Here is a 20,542-nt window from a genome sequence, read left to right on the forward strand (position 1 = left end):
GGCGACAACCTGAAGTTCACGGTTGAGCTGATCGCGCCCATCGCCATGGAAGACGGCCTGCGTTTCGCCATCCGCGAAGGCGGCCGCACCGTCGGCGCCGGCGTCGTGTCGAAGATCATCGAGTAACAACCTTTTAAGGGTTCGACGAGGGGGGCCGGGTGGTCCGGCCTTCCTCCTATCAACTCCAATGCCGCGAAAGGCTAAGACAAATGCAAAGCCAAAATATTCGCATTCGGCTCAAGGCGTTTGATTACCGTGTGCTGGATGCCAGCACGCAGGAAATCGTGAATACCGCCAAACGGACGGGTGCCCAGGTGCGTGGCCCGATCCCGCTGCCGAACAAGATCGAGAAATTCACCGTTCTGCGTGGTCCGCACGTGAACAAGAAATCCCGCGACCAGTTCGAGATTCGGACGCACAAGCGTCTCTTGGACATCGTCGATCCCACGCCGCAGACGGTGGACGCGCTGATGAAGCTCGACCTCGCCGCAGGCGTGGACGTGCAGATTTCGGTTTAAGGAGAGCAAGAGATGTTGCGCTCTGGTGTGATCGCGAAAAAAGTCGGCATGACCCGGCTTTTCCTCGAAGACGGCAAGCAGGTTCCTGTGACCGTTCTTCAACTCGACAAACTTCAGGTGGTGGCACAGCGCACCCCTGAGAAAGACGGCTACACGGCCGTGCAACTTGGGGCTGGCACCGCCAAAGCCAAGCGCACGACGCAAGCCATGCGTGGCCATTTCGCCGCGGCCAAGGTCGAGCCCAAGCGCAAGATCGCGGAATTCCGCGTGGCGCCTGAGGCCATGATCAACGTGGGCGAAGAAATCACCGCTGACCATTACTTTGAAGGCCAGTTCGTGGATGTTTCGGGCACGTCGATCGGTAAAGGCTTTGCCGGTGCGATGAAGCGCCACAACTTTGGCGGTCTGCGGGCCAGCCACGGTGTGTCGATCAGCCACCGTTCGCACGGCTCGACCGGTCAGTGTCAGGATCCGGGCAAGGTGTTCAAGGGCAAGAAGATGGCCGGTCACATGGGTGCCGTGCGTGTCACCACCCAGAACCTGCAGGTCGTCAAGACGGATGCGGACCGCGGCCTGATCATGATCAAGGGTGCTGTTCCCGGCTCCAAAGGCGGTTGGGTGACGATCAAGGATGCGGTGAAGAAGCCGTTCCCCGAGAACGCCATTCTGCCTGCCGCGCTGCGCTCTGCTGCGGAAGAGGCGGCCAAAGCTGCCGCCGCCGCCGCCGCCGCCGCTGCTGCTGAGGCCGAAGCCGAAGCCAAGCGTCTGGCCGAAGAGGCCGCAGCCGCAGAGGAAGCCGCACTGAAAGAGGCTGAGGCCAGCATTCAGGCCGAGAAGAAGGAAGGCGAAGAATGAAACTCGACGTGATCAAACTGGACGGCGGCACGGCCGGCTCGGTCGATCTGGGCGAAGACATCTTCGGCCTCGATCCCCGCGCGGACATCCTGCACCGCGTCGTCCGCTGGCAGCGCAACAAGGCGCAGGCTGGCACGCACAAGGTCAAGACCCGGTCGGAAACCAGCTATTCCACCAAGAAGATCTATCGCCAGAAGGGCACCGGCGGCGCACGCCACGGTGACAAGAACGCGCCGATCTTCCGTCACGGTGGTATCTACAAGGGTCCGACGCCCCGCAGCCATGCGCATGACCTGCCCAAGAAGGTCCGCGCGCTTGGTCTCAAGCACGCGCTCTCGGCCAAGGCCAAGGCAGGCGCGCTTGTGATCCTCGACGAGGCATCGTCGAATGGCAAGACGGCGGAATTGGCCAAGCAGGTCAAGAACCTCGGCTGGAAGCGCGCGCTGGTCATCGACGGCGCACAGGTGAATGCCGATTTCGCCCGTGCCGCAGCCAATATCGAGGGTCTCGATGTGCTGCCGTCGGTGGGCGCAAATGTCTATGACATCCTCAAGCGTGACACGCTCGTGATCACCAAGGCGGGTGTCGAAGCACTGGAGGCTCGTCTGAAATGAGCGCGAAACCTGAACATTACGACGTGATCCGCAAGCCGATCATCACCGAAAAGGCCACCATGGTCTCGGAAAGTGGCGCTGTGGTTTTCGAAGTCCACATGGACGCCAACAAGCCCGCCATCAAAGAGGCCGTCGAGGCGCTCTTTGGGGTGAAGGTCAAGTCGGTGAACACCACGATCACCAAGGGCAAGCAAAAGCGCTTCCGTGGCCAGCTTGGCCGTCGGAATGACGTCAAGAAAGCCTATGTGACCCTGGCCGAAGGCAACACGATCGACGTGACCACGGGCCTTTGACGGGCGGTGGGTTAGCCCCACCCTACAGAATGAAACTCCCGGCTGCCGAAAGGTGGCCGGGAGTTTGCATGTGCGGCGATGATGCGCTTGGAGAGCTAATCCACGGCGTGGCTGGAATGTATTGTTCAGACGAGGATGGTGGCGTAGGCTAGGCCGGCGGCAGGGTGATAGGCGAGGTTGTTTTCATGTGGTCGGTTTTTCAGTCCATGTTCGTATTTTTCTTTGTCGCCTTGTTATCAGTGTTTGTTTCCGGTTTTTTGCTCGCCGTTGTTTTCCCGATGTTCAATTACAAAGACGAGTTCATCGAGTATTACAAGAAACGCACAGGCGCACCTCCGTCGCGCGCAAAACTAATCCGGTGCATGTACGGGGCCGGTCACTGGTACTTCGTGACCGAAAAGAGCTTTAGGCCCCGGACATCCCATTCACTCAGCCTGATCCCGACAGCATTTTTTCTGCGCCATTTGTTGTTTCAGGTCGCATCGATCCTGACAGCCATCGCGCTGTGGGTGGTAATTCTGATCGGATATCAAACCTTGAAGTAGCTTTTTTGATGGAACGGTGTGCTTTGTCGGGCGGGACGAGCCCAAAGACCGCCGTATTGAAAGCGTCGCTAGGCATGTTTGCCCTCACACGTCACGGATTTTTTTGGGGGGGGGTGGTTTATCGCTCAAAAATCTCGTGGATTTGACTGAGTTAACCTTCGCTGAGCGAGCGATAGATCGACCCTGCACGCTTGGCCGACCACTCGGCTCTCTTGCCCACTATTTTTCATCCCATCCCGTAGGCTGCATGGGCGGCGGTCTGCATCAGATTTAAGAGCGGTGGTGGGTTAGCACCCACCATACGGATCGAGATTTGATCCCAAGCCGCCGAAAGGTGGCCGGGGCTTTCATCATTGTGGCGGCGTGCCGTGCTGACGCAAGGCAAGGTCCAAAGCCTTGCGGTGTGTCGTCTAATTACGGAAGCGCTTTGACTCTGTGATTTGGCTGATTTTGGGCCGAAAAGCCTGTCAACTTGTTCGGAAATTGCTTTAACAAGGAAAGGACGTGGCCTGGAGAGGCCTCGACGTGCGATCACTCAGGGCGGTTCATGGCGCAGCGGAACAAGGCGATGATGTTGGATGCGGCGGCGGCGGCATGGATGCTGGAGCGTCACGGCGTGCGCTTCTTTCCCAAAGTGCGGGGGCGAGTGGCCATCGAGGGTGTCGAGGCGGGCTTTGAGCCATTCAGCCAGCATTTGCCGGGGCGGTTCATGCCGCTCGGGTCCTACAGCTATGCCCAGAGCTTTTTCGGGCCGGTCAGGCGGATCGGGCGCTATTGTTCCATCGGTTCGGGGGTGAGCGTGATGGGCAATCGGCATCCGGTGGATTGGGTGTCGTCCAGCCCAGCCTTCTATCGCCCAAGGCGGGCACGTGGCTGGGGCGCCGAACGCCGGAATTTTCCCGAGTTCGAGGATTCCGGTGGGCCGGTCGAGATTGGCGAGGATGTGTGGATTGGCGATGACGTGCTCTTGGCGCATGGCGTCACGATTGGCACCGGCGCGGTGATTGCGGCGCGCGCCGTGGTGACGCGCGATGTGCCACCCTATGCGATTTTGGCCGGGGTTCCCGCGCGGCTGGTCCGGTGGCGGTTTGAGGCGCCGGTGATTGAGCGCCTCCTGAAATCGGAGTGGTGGCACTGGCCGCTTTCCGCATGGGATGAGGTGGACCCAAGGGATATTGGCGCGTTTCTGGATCACGCAGAAGTGGTCGCAGCCTCGCAGCCACGACAGCCCGAGGCACGGATCACGGCGCGGCAACTCCTCGGCGATTGGGCGTCCGAGGGCGGGGCGGTTCTTGATCCTGGAGCGGGTCGCGATTGATAGGGGGCAAGGGGCGCTTTTCGCCTGCAATTCCTGGTCAAACCCCTTGACCGCACACGGACACTCCCCTATCAGACCCCATCCGCAAGGCCCCGGATTCGTCCGGGGCTTCGCTGTTGTTCGCATGGACAACTCTAACCGGGGACCTACGGGGCCTCATACCTTGGCCACCCTCGGGGGGCTATAACATAGGCGGGGCATCCCGCCGTAAGCAAACGGAAGACAGAAAGCATGGCACTCAAGTCGTATAAGCCGACGACGCCGGGCCAGCGTGGGCTGGTGCTGATCGACCGTTCGGAGCTGTGGAAAGGACGTCCGGTCAAATCCCTCACCGAGGGTTTGACCAAGAATGGCGGCCGGAACAATACCGGACGGATCACGATGCGTCGCAAGGGCGGCGGGGCGAAACGCCTCTATCGCATCGTCGATTTCAAGCGGACGAAATTCGATATCTCGGCAACCGTGGAACGGATCGAATATGACCCGAACCGCACCGCCTTTATCGCACTGATCAAATATGATGATGGCGAGCAGGCCTATATCCTGGCACCGCAGCGTCTGGCGATTGGTGACAAGGTGATTGCCTCGGCCAAGGCCGACATCAAGCCGGGTAACGCGATGCCCTTCTCGGGCATGCCGATCGGCACGATCATTCACAACATCGAGCTCAAGGCTGGCAAGGGCGGGCAGATTGCACGCGCCGCCGGTACCTATGCGCAATTCGTGGGCCGCGACGGCGGCTATGCTCAGATCCGTCTGAGCTCGGGCGAACTGCGTCTGGTGCGCCAGGAATGCATGGCCACTGTTGGGGCCGTCAGCAACCCCGACAACTCGAACCAGAATTACGGCAAAGCGGGCCGCATGCGGCACAAGGGCATCCGTCCCTCTGTGCGTGGTGTGGTTATGAACCCGATCGACCACCCCCATGGTGGTGGTGAGGGTCGGACCTCGGGTGGTCGTCACCCGGTCACGCCCTGGGGTAAACCCACCAAGGGCGCGCGCACCCGCAACAAGAACAAGGCGTCGCAGGATCTCATTCTGCGCTCGCGTCACGCCAAGAAGAAGGGCCGCTAACACATGGCACGTTCTGTATGGAAAGGCCCCTTTGTCGATGCCTATGTCTTGAAAAAGGCAGAGGCAGCGCGCGAGTCGGGGCGTAATGAAGTCATCAAGATCTGGTCGCGTCGTTCGACGATCCTGCCGCAGTTCGTGGGTCTCACGTTCGGCGTCTACAACGGGCACAAGCACATCCCCGTCAGCGTCACCGAGGACATGATCGGCCAGAAGTTCGGGGAATACTCCCCCACCCGCACCTATTACGGGCATGCGGCTGACAAGAAAGCGAAGAGGAAGTAAGCCATGGGCAAGGATAAGAATCCCCGCCGCGTGGCGGATAACGAAGCGATGGCCAAGCTGCGCATGCTGCGCACCAGCCCGCAGAAGCTGAACCTTGTCGCTGCGATGATCCGCGGCAAGAAGGTTGACAAGGCGCTGACCGATCTGACCTTCTCGAACAAGCGCATTGCGCAGGACGTCAAGAAGTGTCTGCAGTCCGCGATTGCCAATGCCGAGAACAACCACAATCTCGATGTGGATGGTCTGATCGTGGCAGAGGCCTATGTCGGCAAGAACCTTGTGATGAAGCGGGGCCGTCCGCGTGCCCGCGGTCGCTTTGGCGCGCTGAAAAAGCCGTTCTCGGAGCTGACAATCAAGGTGCGTGAAATTGAGGAGCAAGCCTAATGGGTAACAAAGTCAATCCGATTGGCATGCGCCTGCAGGTGAACCGCACCTGGGACAGCCGCTGGTATGCCGACACCAAGGACTATGGCAATCTGCTGCTCGAAGATCTTGCGATGCGCAAGTTCATCGGCGAAGAGTGCAAGCAGGCCGGGATCAGCCGGGTGATCATCGAGCGTCCGCACAAGAAGTGCCGCGTCACGATCCACACCGCACGTCCCGGCGTGATCATCGGCAAGAAAGGCGCCGATATCGAGGGTCTGCGCAAGAAGCTGGCGGCCATGACCGCGAGCGAATTGCACCTCAACATCGTCGAGGTTCGCAAGCCCGAGTTGGATGCGGCCCTTGTGGGTGAGAGCATCGCACAGCAGCTTGAGCGTCGTGTGTCCTTCCGTCGCGCCATGAAGCGTGCCGTGCAGAACGCGATGCGCATGGGTGCCCTTGGTATCCGGGTCAACGTCTCTGGCCGTCTTGGCGGTGCCGAGATTGCGCGGACCGAGTGGTATCGCGAAGGCCGGGTGCCGCTGCACACGCTGCGCGCGGACATCGACTATGCGCCCGTCGAGGCCACCACGGCCTACGGGATCATTGGTATCAAGGTCTGGATCTTCAAGGGTGAAATCATGGAGCACGATCCCGGTGCCCGTGACCGCAAGGCCCAGGAACTCCAGGATGGTCCCGCGCCCCGTGGCGCCGGCGGCCGCCGTTAAGGAGGAATGAAAGATGCTTCAACCAAAGCGCACCAAATTCCGCAAGCAGTTCAAGGGCCGGATCAAGGGCGAAGCCAAGGGTGGCTCTGATCTGAACTTTGGCACTTTCGGTCTCAAGGCCACGCAGCCCGAGCGTATCACTGCGCGTCAGATCGAAGCCGCACGTCGTGCCATGACGCGTCACATGAAACGTCAGGGCCGCGTCTGGATCCGGATTTTCCCGGATGTGCCGGTTTCGTCCAAGCCCACCGAGGTTCGGATGGGTAAAGGTAAGGGTTCGGTCGATTACTGGGCCTGCAAGGTCAAGCCGGGCCGGGTGATGTTCGAGATCGACGGCGTGAGCGAAGAGATCGCCTTTGAGGCGCTGCGTCTGGCGGCGATGAAACTGCCGATCAAGACCCGCGTCGTGATCCGCGAGGACTGGTAAGGGCGGCGGGGTAAAACCCAGCCTAAGAGATACCCCCGTGCGAGAGATCGCGCGGGGGTTTTTCTTTGCCTCTCGGCTGGCGCCGCGCTAAGAGCGGGCCATGCCAAATATCGACTCGCTCTTTGTGACCCGCCTCTATCGTGCCGCCCTGAGCGAGCACGGACCTGCCATTGATCCCAAGGAATTGGAGGCGTCCTGTTATTCGATCGCCGAAGATGACGAGGCGGGGCAGGAGTGGTGTGACGAGAATGGCTATCCCGGCTATACCTCTTATGCTTCGCTCAGTGACCTGCCATGGCGGTTCCCGATCTTTGCCGATCTGGTCAAGGTTCTGGATGCCCATGTCGCGGCCTTTGCCGAAGATCTGGAGTTTGATCTGGATGGCAAGGAATTGAAGCTCGAGGATATCTGGATCAACATCCTGCCCGAAGGCGGGATGCACGCGAGCCATATTCATCCGCATTCGGTGATTTCCGGCACGACCTATGTGGCGATGCCCGATGGCACAAGCGCGCTCAAGCTGGAAGACCCAAGGTCGGCGCGCATGATGGCCTCTCCGGTGCGGCGCAAGGACGCGCGGCAGGAATTGCGCACCTTCATCTATGCCAAGCCGGTGGCGGGGGATGTGCTCTTGTGGGAATCATGGCTGCGCCACGAAGTGCCAATGAATATGTCGGAAGAGGACCGCATCAGCGTGAGCTTCAACTATTCCTGGGGTTGAGGCGGAAAAGCGCCTCTTTTCTTGTGAATCCACGGTACTTTCGGATTTCCCCTTGTAAAACTTGACAATCTCCCCCATGTGCAAGGGGCTAACGTTATTCTATTTCGAACATCTGCTCCTCTAAACCGGCTGTCAGTATCTCGATCCAGACCGACCACGCCGCGACTGCCGCATTCCCGCGGGCAGCAAACAAGAGGAGACATCACGATGGCCAACGGCACCGTGAAATGGTTCAATGCCACCAAAGGCTTCGGCTTTATCGCGCCCGACCAGGGCGGCAAGGACGTTTTCGTCCACATCAGCGCTGTTGAGCGCGCAGGCCTGACCGGCCTTGCCGACAATCAGAAAGTGACCTTCGACATCGAATCCGGCCGTGATGGCCGTGAGAGCGCGTCGAACCTCGCTCTCGCATAAGCGATCTGATCTGACGGGAACGGCCTCGGGGAAATCCGGGGCCGTTTTCGTATTCGGAGTTACCGAATGACTGCTGTTGCGATGATCACATGTTTTGCTTGCCCTCCGGTATCACCTCCCTTATAGAGCCCCAATCCGCGCGCCCCGGCCTGTCCGGGGATTCGGGTATTTGCAATTCATCCACCGGGTTCAAGGTTACCCTGAGCGAACCGTCAGGGGCCAGCCGGTGTTTTGAGAAAGGAAAAGGCGATGAACGCCAAGGAACTGCGTGACAAGACCCCGGATCAGCTCCGGGAGGAACTCACCAACCTGAAGAAGCAGCAGTTCAATCTGCGTTTTCGGGCGGCTACTGGCCAGTTGGAAAACCCCGCTCAGATGCGTGCTGCGCGCCGCGATGCCGCGCGCGTGCTGACCATTCTGAACGAAAAAGCCAACGCGGCCGCAGAGTAAGGAGCCCGAGATATGCCCAAACGTATTCTTCAAGGCGTCGTGACCTCTGACGCCAACGCCCAGACCGTGACCGTGTCGGTCGAGCGTCGTTTCAAGCACCCCGTGCTTCAGAAAACCATCCGTAAGTCCAAGAAATACCGGGCTCACGATGAGAAAAACACGTTCAAGGTGGGCGATACCGTGCGCATCATCGAATGTGCGCCCAAGTCCAAGACGAAACGCTGGGAGGTGCTGGAGGCGTAAGCCTCTCGCGCCTTTTGGCATTAATCGAAACCCTGGGGACAAGGCAGTGCATCGCCCCCCATAGGTCGGGAGAAACCAAATGATCCAGATGCAGACCAACCTGGATGTTGCTGACAACTCCGGCGCGCGCCGAGTTCAGTGCATCAAGGTTCTGGGGGGTTCCAAGCGCAGATATGCGTCCGTGGGCGACATCATTGTCGTCTCGGTCAAGGAAGCCATCCCGCGCGGTCGTGTGAAGAAAGGTGATGTCCGCAAGGCCGTCGTCGTGCGCACCGCGAAAGAAGTCCGTCGTGAAGACGGCACCGCCATCCGCTTTGACCGCAACGCCGCCGTGATCCTGAATAACGCAGGTGAGCCGGTTGGCACCCGTATCTTCGGGCCGGTCGTGCGCGAGCTGCGGGCCAAGAACTTCATGAAAATCATCTCGCTCGCCCCGGAGGTGCTGTAAGATGGCTGCCAAACTGAAAAAAGGTGACCCCGTCATCGTCCTCGCCGGCAAAGACAAGGGCCAGAAGGGCACGATCACCAGCGTCGACCCCAAGGCCAACAAAGCCGTGGTCGAAGGCGTGAACATGGCGATCCGCCACACCCGCCAGAGCCAGACCAGCCAAGGCGGTCGCATCCCCAAGGCGATGCCGATCGACCTCAGCAACCTGGCGATTGTCGACAAGAACGGCAAACCGACCCGCGTTGGCTTCAAGATCGAAGGCGACAAGAAGGTCCGTTATGCCAAGACCACGGGGGACGTGATCGATGCTTGATACCGCAACCTACACCCCGCGCCTCAAGACGCAGTTCCGTGAGGTCATCAAGCCTGCTCTGAAAGAAGAGTTCGGCTACAAGAACGACATGCAGATCCCGCGTCTGGAGAAGATCGTGCTCAACATCGGCTGTGGTGCCGAGGCTGTGCGCGACTCGAAGAAGGCGAAGTCGGCACAGGAAGACCTGAGCACCATCGCTGGTCAGCGCGCTGTCGTCACCAAGGCCCGCAACTCCATCGCAGGTTTCCGCGTTCGCGAAGACATGCCGCTCGGGGCCAAGGTCACGCTGCGTGGCGACCGTATGTATGATTTCCTCGATCGTCTGATCACCGTTGCGATGCCGCGTATCCGCGACTTCCGCGGGGTGTCGGGCAAGTCGTTCGATGGGCGTGGCAACTATGCCATGGGCATCAAGGAACATATCATCTTCCCCGAAATCAACTTCGACAAGGTCGACGAAGTCTGGGGGATGGACATTGTCATCGCAACCACGGCGAAGACCGACGCTGAAGCCAAGGCGCTGTTGAAGCATTTCAACATGCCCTTCAACAGCTGAGCCGGGGGAGGATAGATCTATGGCTAAGAAATCTATGGTCGAGCGCGAGAAGAAGCGCCAGGTTCTCGTGGATCGTTTCGCCAAGAAACGCGCCGCGCTGAAAGCGATCATCAATGACCAGAGCAAGCCGATGGAAGAGCGTTTCCGCGCGTCCCTCAAGCTTGCTGAATTGCCGCGCAACAGCTCGGCCACGCGGCTGCACAACCGGTGCCAGCTCACGGGCCGTCCGCATGCGTATTACCGCAAACTCAAAGTGTCCCGGATCATGCTGCGCGAGCTCGGCTCGAGCGGGCAGCTGCCCGGCGTCGTGAAATCGAGCTGGTGAGGAGGTCAGAGATATGAACGATCCTATCGGCGATATGCTCACCCGTATCCGCAACAGCCAGATGCGTGGCAAATCCACCGTGATGACCCCCGCCTCGAAAATGCGCGTGCGCGTTCTCGATGTTCTGGCATCCGAAGGCTATATTCGTGGCTATGAGATGAAGCAGGATGCCAATGGCCATCCCGCCATCGAAATCAGCCTCAAATATTTCGAAGGCACGCCTGTCATTCGCGAAATGAAGCGGGTTTCCAAGCCCGGTCGTCGCGTCTATCTGGGCGTCGATGACATTCCGCAGGTCCGTCAGGGTCTGGGTGTGTCGATTGTCTCCACCTCCAAGGGTGTGATGTCGGATGCAGCCGCGCGCGCAGCCAATGTTGGCGGCGAAGTGCTCTGCACTGTCTTCTAAGGAGACCTGGACATGTCACGTATCGGCAAGAAACCCGTTCCCCTGCCCTCCGACGTCACTGTGACGCTCTCGGGTCAGAAGATCGAAGTCAAAGGCCCCAAGGCGACCAAGACCTTTACCGCGACGGATGATGTGACCATCACCGTCGAGGACAATGCTGTCTCGGTCACGCCGCGCGGCAAATCCAAGCGCGCGCGCCAGCAGTGGGGGATGACCCGCACGGTCATCGCCAACATGGTGCACGGCGCTCGGGATGTCTTCAAGAAAGAGCTGGAAATCCGCGGTGTGGGCTATCGTGCCCAGATGGCGGGCAACGTGCTCAAGCTGAACCTCGGCCTCAGCCATGATGTCGATTTCCCCATTCCGGACGGTGTGACCGTGACCGCCCCCAAGCAGACTGAGCTTGTGGTCGAAGGCACGGACAAGCAGCTCGTTGGACAGGTCGCGGCCAATATCCGCGACTGGCGGCGCCCCGAGCCCTACAAGGGCAAGGGCATCCGCTACAAAGGCGAGTACATCTTCCAGAAGGAAGGCAAGAAGAAGTAAGGACGCGACAGATGGCAAACAGCAAAAGAAAACTGTTCCTCAAACGCCGCCTGCGCGTTCGGAACAAACTCCGCAAGGTCAATGCTGGGCGCGTGCGCCTCAGCGTTCACCGCTCCAACAAGAACATCAGCGTGCAGCTGATCGACGACGTCAACGGTGTGACGCTCGCCGCCGCCTCGACCCTCGAAAAGGATCTGGGCATGGTGGGCAAGTGCAATATCGAGGCCGCCACCAAGGTTGGCACCGCGATTGCCGAGCGGGCTCAAAAGGCCGGCATCACCGAGGCCTATTTCGATCGGGGCGGCTTTCTGTTTCACGGGCGTGTCAAGGCTGTTGCCGACGCCGCGCGTGAAGCTGGCCTGAAGATTTAAGGAGACGAGAGAATGGCAAGAGAAGACAACCGCCGCGACCGTCGCGAACGCGAGGAAGCCCCGGAGTTCGCCGATCGTCTCGTCGCGATCAACCGTGTGTCCAAGACGGTCAAGGGCGGTAAGCGCTTTGGCTTTGCGGCACTGGTGGTCGTGGGCGATCAGAAGGGCCGTGTCGGCTTTGGCAAGGGTAAGGCCAAGGAGGTCCCCGAGGCCATCCGCAAGGCCACCGAGGCAGCCAAGCGCGCGATGATCCGCGTGCCGCTGCGCGAGGGCCGTACCCTGCACCACGACATGGAAGGGCGTCATGGCGCCGGCAAGGTCGTGATGCGCACCGCTCCGCACGGCACCGGCATCATCGCCGGCGGCCCGATGCGCGCCGTGTTCGAGATGTTGGGCGTTCAGGACGTGGTCGCGAAATCGACCGGGTCGCAGAACCCCTACAACATGATCCGCGCCACGCTCGATGGTCTCATGAAAGAGACCAGCCCGCGTATGGTGGCGCAGCGCCGTGGCAAGAAGGTGGCCGACATCCTGAAAAAGGGTGACGAAGCACCGGTTGCCGAAGCGGCAGAAGCGTAAGGAACCGGACAAATGGCAAAAACCATCGTCGTCAAGCAGATCGGCAGCCCGATCCGCCGCCCTCAGGATCAGCGCCAGACCCTCATCGGTCTGGGGCTCAACAAGATGCACAAGACCCGCGAACTCGAGGATACCCCCTCGGTGCGCGGCATGGTCAACAAGATCCCGCATCTCGTGCAGATCATCGAAGAGCGCGGTTAATCCAGCGCGGGCTGGGATTTCTCAGCCGATAGATATCAGAACGCCCCGGTCCCTGAGGATCGGGGCGTTTTGCTTGGTGCGCCGGGGGTCATCCTTTAGTCGCGTCCGACCAGAATCTGCGCGGGGCCAAGGCCGAGTGCATGATAAGTTCAGAGCCGGGGTGGATCCGGGGGCTCGAACCCTCGCTCACCCATCCGCATCGCTTTGAGGAGGAAGGCCGATGTCTGACCAATGTTCCGGTGGTTGCGACCACATCCATACCCATACCAAACATGCACCGATCGACAATCACACCTGTCACTGTTCCGTCTGCAAGAGCGTGACGGGTCAGGACACGACCCATGTGGTGTTCTACAACCACGGTGATGTCGTGGTGGATAACGAGGCGGGTTTGAAGCGCCAGCCGTTCAACGCCAACAATCCCGATGGTCCGCTGGAGCTGTGCACCTGCGGCACCTGCGGCGCGCCGATCATGCTCGACGACAAGCAACACCGCATCCGGGTGATCGTGCCCAACCTGATGGGCTATGGCGACAAGATCGCCTCAGCCAGCTATCACGCGTTCTATGACCCGGCGACGGGTGTGCCCAAGCCCGATGATGGCCGTCCGGTCTATCCTGCGCTGCGCCCGGATTTCGTCTGGCCCAACCCGTCTTGATCCGACCCAAGGCCGGGGCGCATGTCAGCCCCGGCCATGCGGCGTCTCGAGGTCCAACACCGGATTGATCGGAATGATCCGGTTCGGATTGATCGTGTCATGGCTGTAATGATAGTGCCGCACGATATGGTCGAAATTGACCGTCTCTGCCACCCCCGGCCAATGATAGAGCTCGCGCAGATACCCCCACAAGTTCGGGTAATCGACAATGCGCGCGCGGTTGCATTTGAAATGCAGGTGATAGACCGGATCAAACCGGATGAGGGTCGTAAAGAGCCGCCAATCGGCTTCGGTCACACGCGACCCCATGAGGTAACGGGCCTGGCCCAGCCGCTCTTCCAGCCAATCGAGGCTTGAAAAGAGGGGATGCACGGCACTGTCATAGGCTTCTTGGCTGGTGGCAAAACCGGCCTTGTAGACGCCGTTGTTGACCGTGTCATAGATGCGCTCATTCACCGGCTCAATCTCGGCGCGCAGGTCTTCGGGCCAGAAATCCAGCGTGTTTCCGGTGATCCCGTCGAAGGCGGAATTGAACATGCGGATGATCTCGGCGCTTTCGTTCGACACGATGGTTTCGCGCTCGGTGTCCCAAAGAATCGGCACCGTCACGCGACCTGAAATCTCTGGGTCGGCCTTGAGATAGATGTCGCGCGCATAGGGTAGACCATAAAGCCGGTCACCGGTCGCGCCGGCGAAATCGGTGCGGAATTCCCAACCCTCGGAGAGCATCTCGGGATGCACGACAGAGATGTCGATGTGATCCTGCAACCCCTTGAGGGCGCGAAAGATCAGCGTGCGATGTGCCCAGGGGCAGGCAAGCGATACATAGAGGTGATAGCGCCCGCTCTCCGCCTTGAAGCCGCCACCGCCCGAAGGGCCCGCGCTGCCGTCCGGAGTGATCCAGTTGCGGAACTTCGCGGTGGAGCGCACGAACTTGCCGCCCGTCGATTCGGTGTCATACCAGGTGTCTTGCCATTCGCCTTTGACCAGTTGGCCCATCTCGAATTCTCCTCTTTGCGCTTAATCTAGGGTCCGGAGCAGGGTGTGGTAATCCGCAGGGCCGCGCAGCCGTCGTGCAGGTCCGCACATGTCGCGAACGGGGGCGGGGGCTTCGTTTCTTCGTTTGCAGCATCGCGGCGCTGCGCCTATAAGCGTCCATGACGAAGCCCGCGACCGGGCCGGAAAGGTGTGCGACGATTGGCTGACCCATGTCGGGAGCGGATCGCGCGTCGTCGGGGCCGCCTGGCCCGTTCATCCCTTTTCGCCCTGTCGCGTGACCGAGCAAAAGGGGACTGCCATGCGATTTGCCACGATTCTGACTGCGCTCTTGAGCGGCACCGCTGCCTATGCCCATCCGGGCCATCTGGCCGAGGTGGCGGGGCATGGCCACTGGTTGGGGGCCGCCGCCCTGGGGGCGGCGATTGCCATAGGTCTTTGGTCCGGGCTGCGCGCGCGCAAGGAGCGGGCAGAGGCAGAGGAAGCCGAAGAAGAAAGCGCCGACGAAGCGCCGCAGGAGGCATGAGCGTGGTCAAAACGGGTGTGATGATCTGCGGGCACGGCTCGCGCAGCCAGTCGGCGGTCGATGAATTCAGCGTGTTGGCGGATAAACTTCCGGGCTATCTGCCCGATGACTGGCTGATGGAATACGGCTATCTCGAATTTGCCAACCCGGTGATCCGCGATGGTCTGGACCGTCTGCGCGCGGCGGGGTGCGAGCGCATTCTGGCGGTGCCGGGGATGCTCTTTGCCGCCATGCATTCCAAGAACGACATTCCCACGGTTCTCAATACCTATGCCGCCACGCATGGGATCGAGGTGCGCTATGGCCGCGAATTGGGGGTGGACCCCAAGATGATCGCCGCCGCCGGGGCACGCATCCGCGAGGCGATTGACCGCGCCAATGTGAAACATGGCGAGGTTGGCCTGCATGATACCTGCCTCGTGGTGATCGGACGCGGCGCGTCCGACCCGGATGCCAATGCCAACGTCGCCAAGATCGCGCGGCTCTTGCACGAAGGCATGGGCTTTGGCTGGTGCGAGGTGGGCTATTCCGGTGTCACCTTCCCGCTGGTCGAGCCGTGCCTGCAGCATGTGGTCAAACTGGGCTACAAGCGCGTGGTGGTCTTTCCCTATTTCCTGTTTTCGGGCATCCTGATCGACCGCATCTACGGCTTTACCGACCGTGTCGCGGCAGAGCATCCGGGCATGCAATTCGTCAAGGCCGGGTATCTCGGTGATCACCCCAAGGTTCTGGAAACCTTTGCCGAACGAGTGACCGAGCAATTGAGTGCAGTGCCGCCGCCCAATTGCGGCACCTGTCAATATCGCACGCAAATCCTTGCCATTGAGGGCGGGGCGGTGCAACGCATCACGCCCGAACAGCGCGCCGCCCTGGCCGAGGCGCGGGGCACCGGGCATCCGGCGTTTGGCGATGTGCCGCCGCCCACCTGCGTCATGTGCAAATACCGCACGCAAGTTCTGGGGTTCGAGGCCGAAGTGGGCGCGGTGCAGGAAAGCCACCATCATCATGTCGAGGGACAGGGTGCCTCTGCCCCGGGCTCGAACGTGGCGGATTGCACGCTCTGCGATACGTTCTGCACCGGCATGTGCAGACTGGAGGCGCAGGCGCATCATCACCATGATCATGGCCACCACCATGATCACGATCATCACCACGGCCATGACCACGATCATCACCATCACCACGAGCATGACCACCACCACCATGCGCCCTATCCCCATGCCCGCCATCCGCATGGGCCAGAGAGCGCACGGCGGGCCAAGGTCTGAGCCCGCTTCTTCTTGGTGACAATACTCCCGCCGGAGGAGTATCGTTATCGTGTCAGGCGTCTTCACTGCGTGTCACGGGATTTAATCTTCCTTAAATCACAATGCGTTACTGTGTCAAGGCATCCCGGGATGGCTCGGGCAGTGTTGCGCTAGAATGTAGATAATTTGGAGGATAATCTTATGGCAAAATCGAATGAATTTACGGTTGCAAAGCTCAAATCTTTGCCCTCGGGTAAGTTTTGCGACGGGCAAGGATTGTGGCTTCACAAGCGCGCAGACGGCGGGGCACAATGGATCTTTCGCTTTCATCTCTGGGGACGACAAAGAGAAATGGGCCTTGGCTCGCTGAAAACTGTCAGCCTAGCGGACGCCCGCAGAAAAGCTGACGTGGCGCGCAAACAAGTCCACGAGGGGATCGATCCCGTCAAAGAGCGCCGCCTCCAGCGTCAGCAAGCAAATGCTCGGGATGGTAGACTGGAGGCCTTGGCAACGGCAACTTTTGAGGCTCAAAAACCCAGCCTGAAGGGTGCCAATGCAAACGGTGCATGGCTTGGCCCACTTCGAGTGCATATTTTGCCAAAGATTGGCCAAATGCCAATCGTCAAAATTGATCAAGATGACATTGCGCGGGCCCTGGCACCAATTTGGCATGAAAAAACTGTCACGGGAAAGAAAGCGATCTCGCGGCTGCGGATTGTGTTCAAATATGCCAGAGCAAAAGGCTTTCTCGTAAACCGCGAAGTGATTGAAGAAGCGGTCATCATTCTCGGGGAAAACAAGAAACCTGCAAAACCCAGTCTTGCCCTGCCGTGGTCAGACGTGCCCGCATTCTATCAGACACTCTCGGACAACGACCCCGCGCAACTTGCGCTACGCATGTTGACCCTCACTGGTGTTCGGGCAGATTCGGTCATCAATATGCAGCTGAATCAGATCAATGGATCAATTTGGAATATTCCAGCGCTGCATATAAAAGGGCGATTGTCCAATACGACCGGCTTCGACGTGCCTTTGAGCGGCGAGGCGCTGCATGTGATCGAACTCGCAAAGAAAAATGAGCGGAACGGATATCTCTTCCCCAACTCCACCGGGGGTCCACTAAACAAAATGGCGATGCGCAACTATCTCGTCGACAATAAAGTCCCGGCGCGTCCCCATGGCTTCCGATCTTCGCTGCGGACTTGGCTTTCAGATCAGGCGCAATGCCCGTTTGAAGTCGCCGAGGCCTGCATCGGCCATGTCCGTAAAGGTGATGCAGCTATCGACGCGTACAATCGCACCAGCTATCTGACGCAGCGCGTTCCTTATATGCAAGAGTGGGCCGCTTACGTGACCGGAAATTCGTGAACAAAACGTAAACGTGGCTTTAATCTTTTTCTGTTAACTTCTTTTTGTCTAATAGAAAGAGGATATACATGAATGACAAGATTTTAAGACAAAAGGATGTGCAAGATATTACCGGCCTCAGCCGGTCAACAATTTACAGACACGTCAACTCGGGGACATTTCCGACCCCAATCAAACTGACTGAGCGCCTGATCGGGTGGCGAGCCAGCGTCATTCTGGATTGGATGGCGAACCGGCCAGAGGTCTGAACCCATGCTATTCGTCAAAATGCCTACCGGTTGCGGTCTGCAACCGGCGGGCTTTTGCAACGGGGTAGCGTAATAGTGTGTTGCAAACACTCAGCTCCGTCGCACAACATTAGGTCGCGGGCACTTTTTATGACGAGGCTTTGCCGAGAGGCATTTCGCCTGTCATGTGCTTTGAAAACGTCATGATGTCGCGCGTCGACATCTCTCTGACACGTAAGAGATGCTCCGCCAGATCGACGAGCTGCGCTTTATTCTCTGTGACCAAGGCAAGGGCGCTCCTAGACGCTTCTTGCAAATGCCGTTCGACGCGGCGTCTTTCTTTTTCCGGCAAGCGCCACATCTCTTGCGAGCTCCCGGCATCCCAAAAGAGTCCGGTTTTGCCAAATCCCCATTGCCGCTCGATAGAAATGGAGAGCGACGTCGCCTGTGCCAGATCGCTTAGTTTCCCAAGGCCTGCTCCAGAACTTGGACTGCCTAAGATGCAAATCTCTGCAGCCCTGCCTGCCAGTAAGACTTGCAGGCGCTCTTTCGCAGTTTTCGGAGTCAGCATCGCAAACGGCATGTGCTCAACTTGCCCGCCATCTGCTGTGAGACCGACCCTCTTTGGAAGCGGCCAGTCAAAGCACATCATCGCGATCACATGACCTGCCTCATGGATTGCGACACGGCGCAGTATCATATCGTCCAACTTCGGTACAATCTGGTCTGCAGCACTCATGAGATGGCCTTGGTTTACCGGCGTTCTATCCGCTCGAGCCCGCCCCATGGCATCACGGACAACGGCTTCAGCTACGGCGCCGGATTGACCAAGAAGCTGATCTGCAAGAGCGGCGAGATCGAGCCTACCTGCGTTTTGGTCGCCCAGTTTCGCCGCAAGAATAGCCTCAAGCCCCTTCTTGTCAGGGTGCGGCACATTCAGCTTGAGATCGAACCGACCGCTACGAATGACTGCCGGGTCAACCGCATCAAGTGAATTCGTCGCCCCAAGGAGAATTAGCCCCTCAACATTTTTCGCTCTGTTGATCTGTTCAAGCAGGCCATTGACGACCCCGCGCATATAGCTCGAGTTGCATTGTGCCGCGTCTCGTTGCGAGAAGCTGTCGAGTTCGTCGATGAACAAAACGGCTGGAACGGCCTCTTTCGCGGCAGCAAAGGCCCTGTCCAAAGCAGCAAGCATATCGCCTTGATGGCCAAATTTCTGGCAATCAGAGTATGACGTTTCAACGATCGGGATACCCGCCGAACTCGCAAACGCTCGCGCCAATGTGGTTTTCCCGGTTCCTGGAGGGCCATAAAATACGCAGCTGGATGTCACTTCAGCCCAAGATACCTCTCCCGCCCGCCACGCTTTGAGATCATTCAACATCCGATCCAAGTATCCGCGCACCTCTCCTATGCCATGCACGTTGTCCAAGGAAAAGTCAGGCAGTGGCCGTGCCATTTTTCGGGCGATTTCAGCGAGCCGATCTGCGACTTTGAACGTTGTCGGAGCGGCAAACGCTGAATCGATCTGGCCCGGCGTGAAGGTTTTCAGAGTATCAGCGTCGGGCAAGCGTTCGCGAACTTGTGCCTCGGCCAGCAGCCCTGTACTGCTGTGAGTTAAACGCAGAGTCTCGATCACGAGATCCGGGGTGAAACCCGGCCAATCGACCCGTCGTGTGATCATCGACGCCGTTCCTTCGGACAGCTGTGCCCCTCCAGTCGTCAACAGCAGAACCGAAGCTCCCTGCGACAAGCTGCGTTCGATCTTTGCATCCAGCAAGCTGTGCGTTCGCCGCGCGGTTCTGTGTGCAAGCCTGTCCTCCTCCCCCCCGAAAATGAAATGTAGATTCGCCGCCTCTTGTGACGAGAGCAGACCTTGCCAATACGCAGTCACATGAGGCAAAATTTGCTCGAGTCCGAACAGAAGCGAGGCCGACGGGCAAATTAAATGCGTGACATTGCCCGGACAGAAAAGATCCCGCAGATGCTCCTCGCTATCCACGATCCGTGTCGCGGCAAAGGCCGCAGAAATGAGAGACGCTGGTGGGTTGCCCCTCCGCAAGACCCGACCCTCTGCTTCAGAATGCTGTGCCCAGGGATCCCGGCCAGCACGGATCGCCGTGGCGATGTCAAGGTCGCTCATGGAGTTGGCCATTGGTGTTTCCGGCGCCTCCCAGCTTGGCTTAGACGCAAGTTGAAGCAAATCTTCTGGCAAACTTGCGACGAAGTCAGCTTCATCCGGTTCCTCAGGATCCTCGCGAATTTCGTGCACCCCGTACCAACTTGTATTGAACAGGCTGCGTGCGGTGGCGCGTCCCAGGTCCAGGGCAAAGGTATGAATGGTGGATGGGTTCGAAATGGGTTTATTGTTCATGCGTGTCCCCATCGTTCAGCAATGATGCCGACATGAGACCGTTGGTACTAGGTCTAGCAAGGCTCAGATCGTCGATCGCCTGGTCAAGGCTTGCACAAGGATCTGCGCGTAGAGCTTGAATTTCCGAGATCGCAATCCTCTGGCCCCCCTGTTTGCTCGCAGAGAATTTCACCGCGTTTTCCGACAATGCGACCAGTGCCACGAGATCGAAATCATCCGTTTCGTAGCGCTTCACTCCGGTCGGCGAGCGGTGATAGCCCTTACTGAGGTTGAAGTGGAAAAACCCATTACGGTCACGGCAGCAGGTCTTGACCTGCAGCCGCAGTTCACCTCTGGGGTGGTAGACGATGCGATCAGCAGGGAGCATCTCTGGCAACTGAGATGTGTAGATGCCGAAGCGCAAGAGAATACTGTCTACAAGATGTTTGAACCGCCCCGGGTTTTCCGGAGGCTCCAAATCAAGGAAGGATTGGAGCCATGGAAAAAGACAACAGAGCGAACCGCTATTCACCTGAGACACGCGCGAGAGCCGTGCGGATGGTGCTCGACAATC

General features: G+C 59.1%; 32 protein-coding genes and 1 pseudogene. 30 read left to right on the plus strand and 3 right to left on the minus strand.

Features of this window, described 5'->3' with window-relative positions:
• The 26 genes and pseudogenes from tuf to MVC20_RS02530 all read left to right on the plus strand — a co-directional run.
• Positions 1-126, plus strand: a pseudogene (gene tuf / locus MVC20_RS02405) (elongation factor Tu); the annotation flags it as partial.
• Between the two features lie 83 nt (positions 127-209).
• A complete protein-coding gene (rpsJ, locus tag MVC20_RS02410) occupies positions 210-518 on the plus strand; it encodes a 30S ribosomal protein S10 (protein WP_037273464.1) in 309 nt (102 codons plus the stop codon).
• A 12-nt stretch (positions 519-530) separates the two neighbouring features.
• Positions 531-1,373: a 50S ribosomal protein L3 gene (rplC, locus tag MVC20_RS02415; protein ID WP_297538102.1), complete on the plus strand. Its 843-nt coding sequence runs from the start codon at positions 531-533 to the stop codon at positions 1,371-1,373.
• Positions 1,370-1,987 carry a 50S ribosomal protein L4 gene (gene rplD / locus MVC20_RS02420; RefSeq protein ID WP_297538104.1) on the plus strand — a complete coding sequence of 206 codons (618 nt, stop codon included), beginning with the start codon at positions 1,370-1,372 and terminating at the stop codon, positions 1,985-1,987. The genes rplC and rplD overlap by 4 nt, the downstream gene beginning before the upstream one ends.
• Complete coding sequence (locus MVC20_RS02425; RefSeq protein ID WP_297538106.1) at positions 1,984-2,280, plus strand: 50S ribosomal protein L23; 297 nt, start codon at positions 1,984-1,986, stop codon at positions 2,278-2,280. The genes rplD and MVC20_RS02425 overlap by 4 nt, the downstream gene beginning before the upstream one ends.
• A gap of 185 nt (positions 2,281-2,465) precedes the next feature.
• Positions 2,466-2,825, plus strand: coding sequence for a hypothetical protein (locus MVC20_RS02430; RefSeq protein ID WP_297538108.1), 360 nt, complete (start codon positions 2,466-2,468; stop codon positions 2,823-2,825).
• A gap of 547 nt (positions 2,826-3,372) precedes the next feature.
• Positions 3,373-4,143, plus strand: coding sequence for a CatB-related O-acetyltransferase (locus MVC20_RS02435; protein WP_297538110.1), 771 nt, complete (start codon positions 3,373-3,375; stop codon positions 4,141-4,143).
• 231 nt (positions 4,144-4,374) lie between these two features.
• Positions 4,375-5,217 (plus strand): 50S ribosomal protein L2, encoded by an 843-nt coding sequence (gene rplB, locus MVC20_RS02440; RefSeq protein WP_297538112.1) that lies wholly within the window; start codon positions 4,375-4,377, stop codon positions 5,215-5,217.
• A gap of 3 nt (positions 5,218-5,220) precedes the next feature.
• On the plus strand, positions 5,221-5,499 hold the full coding sequence (gene rpsS, locus MVC20_RS02445) for a 30S ribosomal protein S19 (protein ID WP_297538114.1): 279 nt from the start codon (positions 5,221-5,223) through the stop codon (positions 5,497-5,499).
• Between the two features lie 3 nt (positions 5,500-5,502).
• Positions 5,503-5,883 (plus strand): 50S ribosomal protein L22, encoded by a 381-nt coding sequence (gene rplV, locus MVC20_RS02450; RefSeq protein ID WP_297538116.1) that lies wholly within the window; start codon positions 5,503-5,505, stop codon positions 5,881-5,883.
• Positions 5,883-6,590, plus strand: a complete 708-nt coding sequence (rpsC, locus tag MVC20_RS02455) for a 30S ribosomal protein S3 (protein WP_008281875.1) — start codon at positions 5,883-5,885, stop codon at positions 6,588-6,590. Before rplV ends, rpsC begins: the two co-directional genes overlap by 1 nt.
• Before the next feature lie 13 nt (positions 6,591-6,603).
• Positions 6,604-7,017, plus strand: coding sequence for a 50S ribosomal protein L16 (gene rplP / locus MVC20_RS02460; protein WP_297538119.1), 414 nt, complete (start codon positions 6,604-6,606; stop codon positions 7,015-7,017).
• A 100-nt stretch (positions 7,018-7,117) separates the two neighbouring features.
• On the plus strand, positions 7,118-7,738 hold the full coding sequence (locus MVC20_RS02465; protein ID WP_297538121.1) for a 2OG-Fe(II) oxygenase family protein: 621 nt from the start codon (positions 7,118-7,120) through the stop codon (positions 7,736-7,738).
• Between the two features lie 207 nt (positions 7,739-7,945).
• Positions 7,946-8,152 carry a cold-shock protein gene (locus MVC20_RS02470; protein WP_297538123.1) on the plus strand — a complete coding sequence of 69 codons (207 nt, stop codon included), beginning with the start codon at positions 7,946-7,948 and terminating at the stop codon, positions 8,150-8,152.
• A 249-nt stretch (positions 8,153-8,401) separates the two neighbouring features.
• The gene (rpmC, locus tag MVC20_RS02475) at positions 8,402-8,602 is read left to right on the plus strand and encodes a 50S ribosomal protein L29 (RefSeq protein WP_297538125.1); all 201 of its coding nucleotides are present in this window, start codon (positions 8,402-8,404) and stop codon (positions 8,600-8,602) included.
• 12 nt (positions 8,603-8,614) lie between these two features.
• Entirely contained in the window at positions 8,615-8,845 is a 231-nt protein-coding gene (rpsQ, locus tag MVC20_RS02480) for a 30S ribosomal protein S17 (RefSeq protein ID WP_297538127.1), read from the plus strand.
• Positions 8,846-8,924: 79 nt separating this feature from the next.
• The gene (gene rplN / locus MVC20_RS02485; RefSeq protein WP_008281882.1) at positions 8,925-9,293 is read left to right on the plus strand and encodes a 50S ribosomal protein L14; all 369 of its coding nucleotides are present in this window, start codon (positions 8,925-8,927) and stop codon (positions 9,291-9,293) included.
• Between the two features lies 1 nt (position 9,294).
• Positions 9,295-9,606, plus strand: a complete 312-nt coding sequence (gene rplX, locus MVC20_RS02490; protein WP_297538131.1) for a 50S ribosomal protein L24 — start codon at positions 9,295-9,297, stop codon at positions 9,604-9,606.
• On the plus strand, positions 9,599-10,162 hold the full coding sequence (gene rplE, locus MVC20_RS02495; protein ID WP_297538133.1) for a 50S ribosomal protein L5: 564 nt from the start codon (positions 9,599-9,601) through the stop codon (positions 10,160-10,162). The genes rplX and rplE overlap by 8 nt, the downstream gene beginning before the upstream one ends.
• Positions 10,163-10,181: 19 nt before the next feature.
• Positions 10,182-10,487: a 30S ribosomal protein S14 gene (gene rpsN, locus MVC20_RS02500; protein ID WP_297538135.1), complete on the plus strand. Its 306-nt coding sequence runs from the start codon at positions 10,182-10,184 to the stop codon at positions 10,485-10,487.
• Positions 10,488-10,500: 13 nt separating this feature from the next.
• A complete protein-coding gene (rpsH, locus tag MVC20_RS02505; protein ID WP_297538137.1) occupies positions 10,501-10,893 on the plus strand; it encodes a 30S ribosomal protein S8 in 393 nt (130 codons plus the stop codon).
• Positions 10,894-10,905: 12 nt separating this feature from the next.
• Positions 10,906-11,439 (plus strand): 50S ribosomal protein L6, encoded by a 534-nt coding sequence (rplF, locus tag MVC20_RS02510; RefSeq protein ID WP_297538139.1) that lies wholly within the window; start codon positions 10,906-10,908, stop codon positions 11,437-11,439.
• 11 nt (positions 11,440-11,450) lie between these two features.
• Complete coding sequence (rplR, locus tag MVC20_RS02515) at positions 11,451-11,810, plus strand: 50S ribosomal protein L18 (RefSeq protein WP_297538141.1); 360 nt, start codon at positions 11,451-11,453, stop codon at positions 11,808-11,810.
• Between the two features lie 12 nt (positions 11,811-11,822).
• Positions 11,823-12,389: a 30S ribosomal protein S5 gene (gene rpsE, locus MVC20_RS02520; protein ID WP_297538143.1), complete on the plus strand. Its 567-nt coding sequence runs from the start codon at positions 11,823-11,825 to the stop codon at positions 12,387-12,389.
• A gap of 12 nt (positions 12,390-12,401) precedes the next feature.
• Positions 12,402-12,590: a 50S ribosomal protein L30 gene (gene rpmD, locus MVC20_RS02525; RefSeq protein WP_297538145.1), complete on the plus strand. Its 189-nt coding sequence runs from the start codon at positions 12,402-12,404 to the stop codon at positions 12,588-12,590.
• A gap of 220 nt (positions 12,591-12,810) precedes the next feature.
• Positions 12,811-13,248 carry a GFA family protein gene (locus MVC20_RS02530; protein WP_297538147.1) on the plus strand — a complete coding sequence of 146 codons (438 nt, stop codon included), beginning with the start codon at positions 12,811-12,813 and terminating at the stop codon, positions 13,246-13,248.
• A gap of 24 nt (positions 13,249-13,272) precedes the next feature.
• On the opposite strand, the gene MVC20_RS02535 is transcribed toward MVC20_RS02530, so the two are convergent.
• Entirely contained in the window at positions 13,273-14,247 is a 975-nt protein-coding gene (locus MVC20_RS02535) for a glutathione S-transferase family protein (RefSeq protein ID WP_297538149.1), read from the minus strand.
• 298 nt (positions 14,248-14,545) lie between these two features.
• Here MVC20_RS02535 and MVC20_RS02540 point away from each other — a divergent pair, with 298 nt between their 5' ends.
• The 4 genes from MVC20_RS02540 (at position 14,546) to MVC20_RS02555 (ending at position 17,633) form a co-directional block, all read left to right on the plus strand.
• Complete coding sequence (locus tag MVC20_RS02540; protein ID WP_297538151.1) at positions 14,546-14,770, plus strand: DUF6732 family protein; 225 nt, start codon at positions 14,546-14,548, stop codon at positions 14,768-14,770.
• On the plus strand, positions 14,767-16,038 hold the full coding sequence (locus tag MVC20_RS02545) for a sirohydrochlorin chelatase (protein ID WP_297538153.1): 1,272 nt from the start codon (positions 14,767-14,769) through the stop codon (positions 16,036-16,038). The genes MVC20_RS02540 and MVC20_RS02545 overlap by 4 nt, the downstream gene beginning before the upstream one ends.
• Positions 16,039-16,218: 180 nt before the next feature.
• Positions 16,219-17,385 carry an integrase arm-type DNA-binding domain-containing protein gene (locus MVC20_RS02550; RefSeq protein WP_297538155.1) on the plus strand — a complete coding sequence of 389 codons (1,167 nt, stop codon included), beginning with the start codon at positions 16,219-16,221 and terminating at the stop codon, positions 17,383-17,385.
• 68 nt (positions 17,386-17,453) lie between these two features.
• Positions 17,454-17,633, plus strand: coding sequence for an AlpA family phage regulatory protein (locus MVC20_RS02555; protein WP_297538157.1), 180 nt, complete (start codon positions 17,454-17,456; stop codon positions 17,631-17,633).
• Between the two features lie 127 nt (positions 17,634-17,760).
• On the opposite strand, the gene MVC20_RS02560 is transcribed toward MVC20_RS02555, so the two are convergent.
• Both MVC20_RS02560 and MVC20_RS02565 read right to left on the minus strand, forming a co-directional pair.
• On the minus strand, positions 17,761-19,989 hold the full coding sequence (locus MVC20_RS02560) for an AAA family ATPase (protein WP_297538159.1): 2,229 nt from the start codon (positions 19,987-19,989) through the stop codon (positions 17,761-17,763).
• A partial coding sequence (locus MVC20_RS02565; RefSeq protein WP_297538161.1) for a hypothetical protein occupies positions 19,979-20,542 on the minus strand: 564 nt, incomplete at its 5' end. The genes MVC20_RS02560 and MVC20_RS02565, both read right to left, overlap by 11 nt.

Source organism: Roseovarius sp. (assembly GCF_027019125.1).
Taxonomy (GTDB): Bacteria; Pseudomonadota; Alphaproteobacteria; order Rhodobacterales; family Rhodobacteraceae; genus Roseovarius.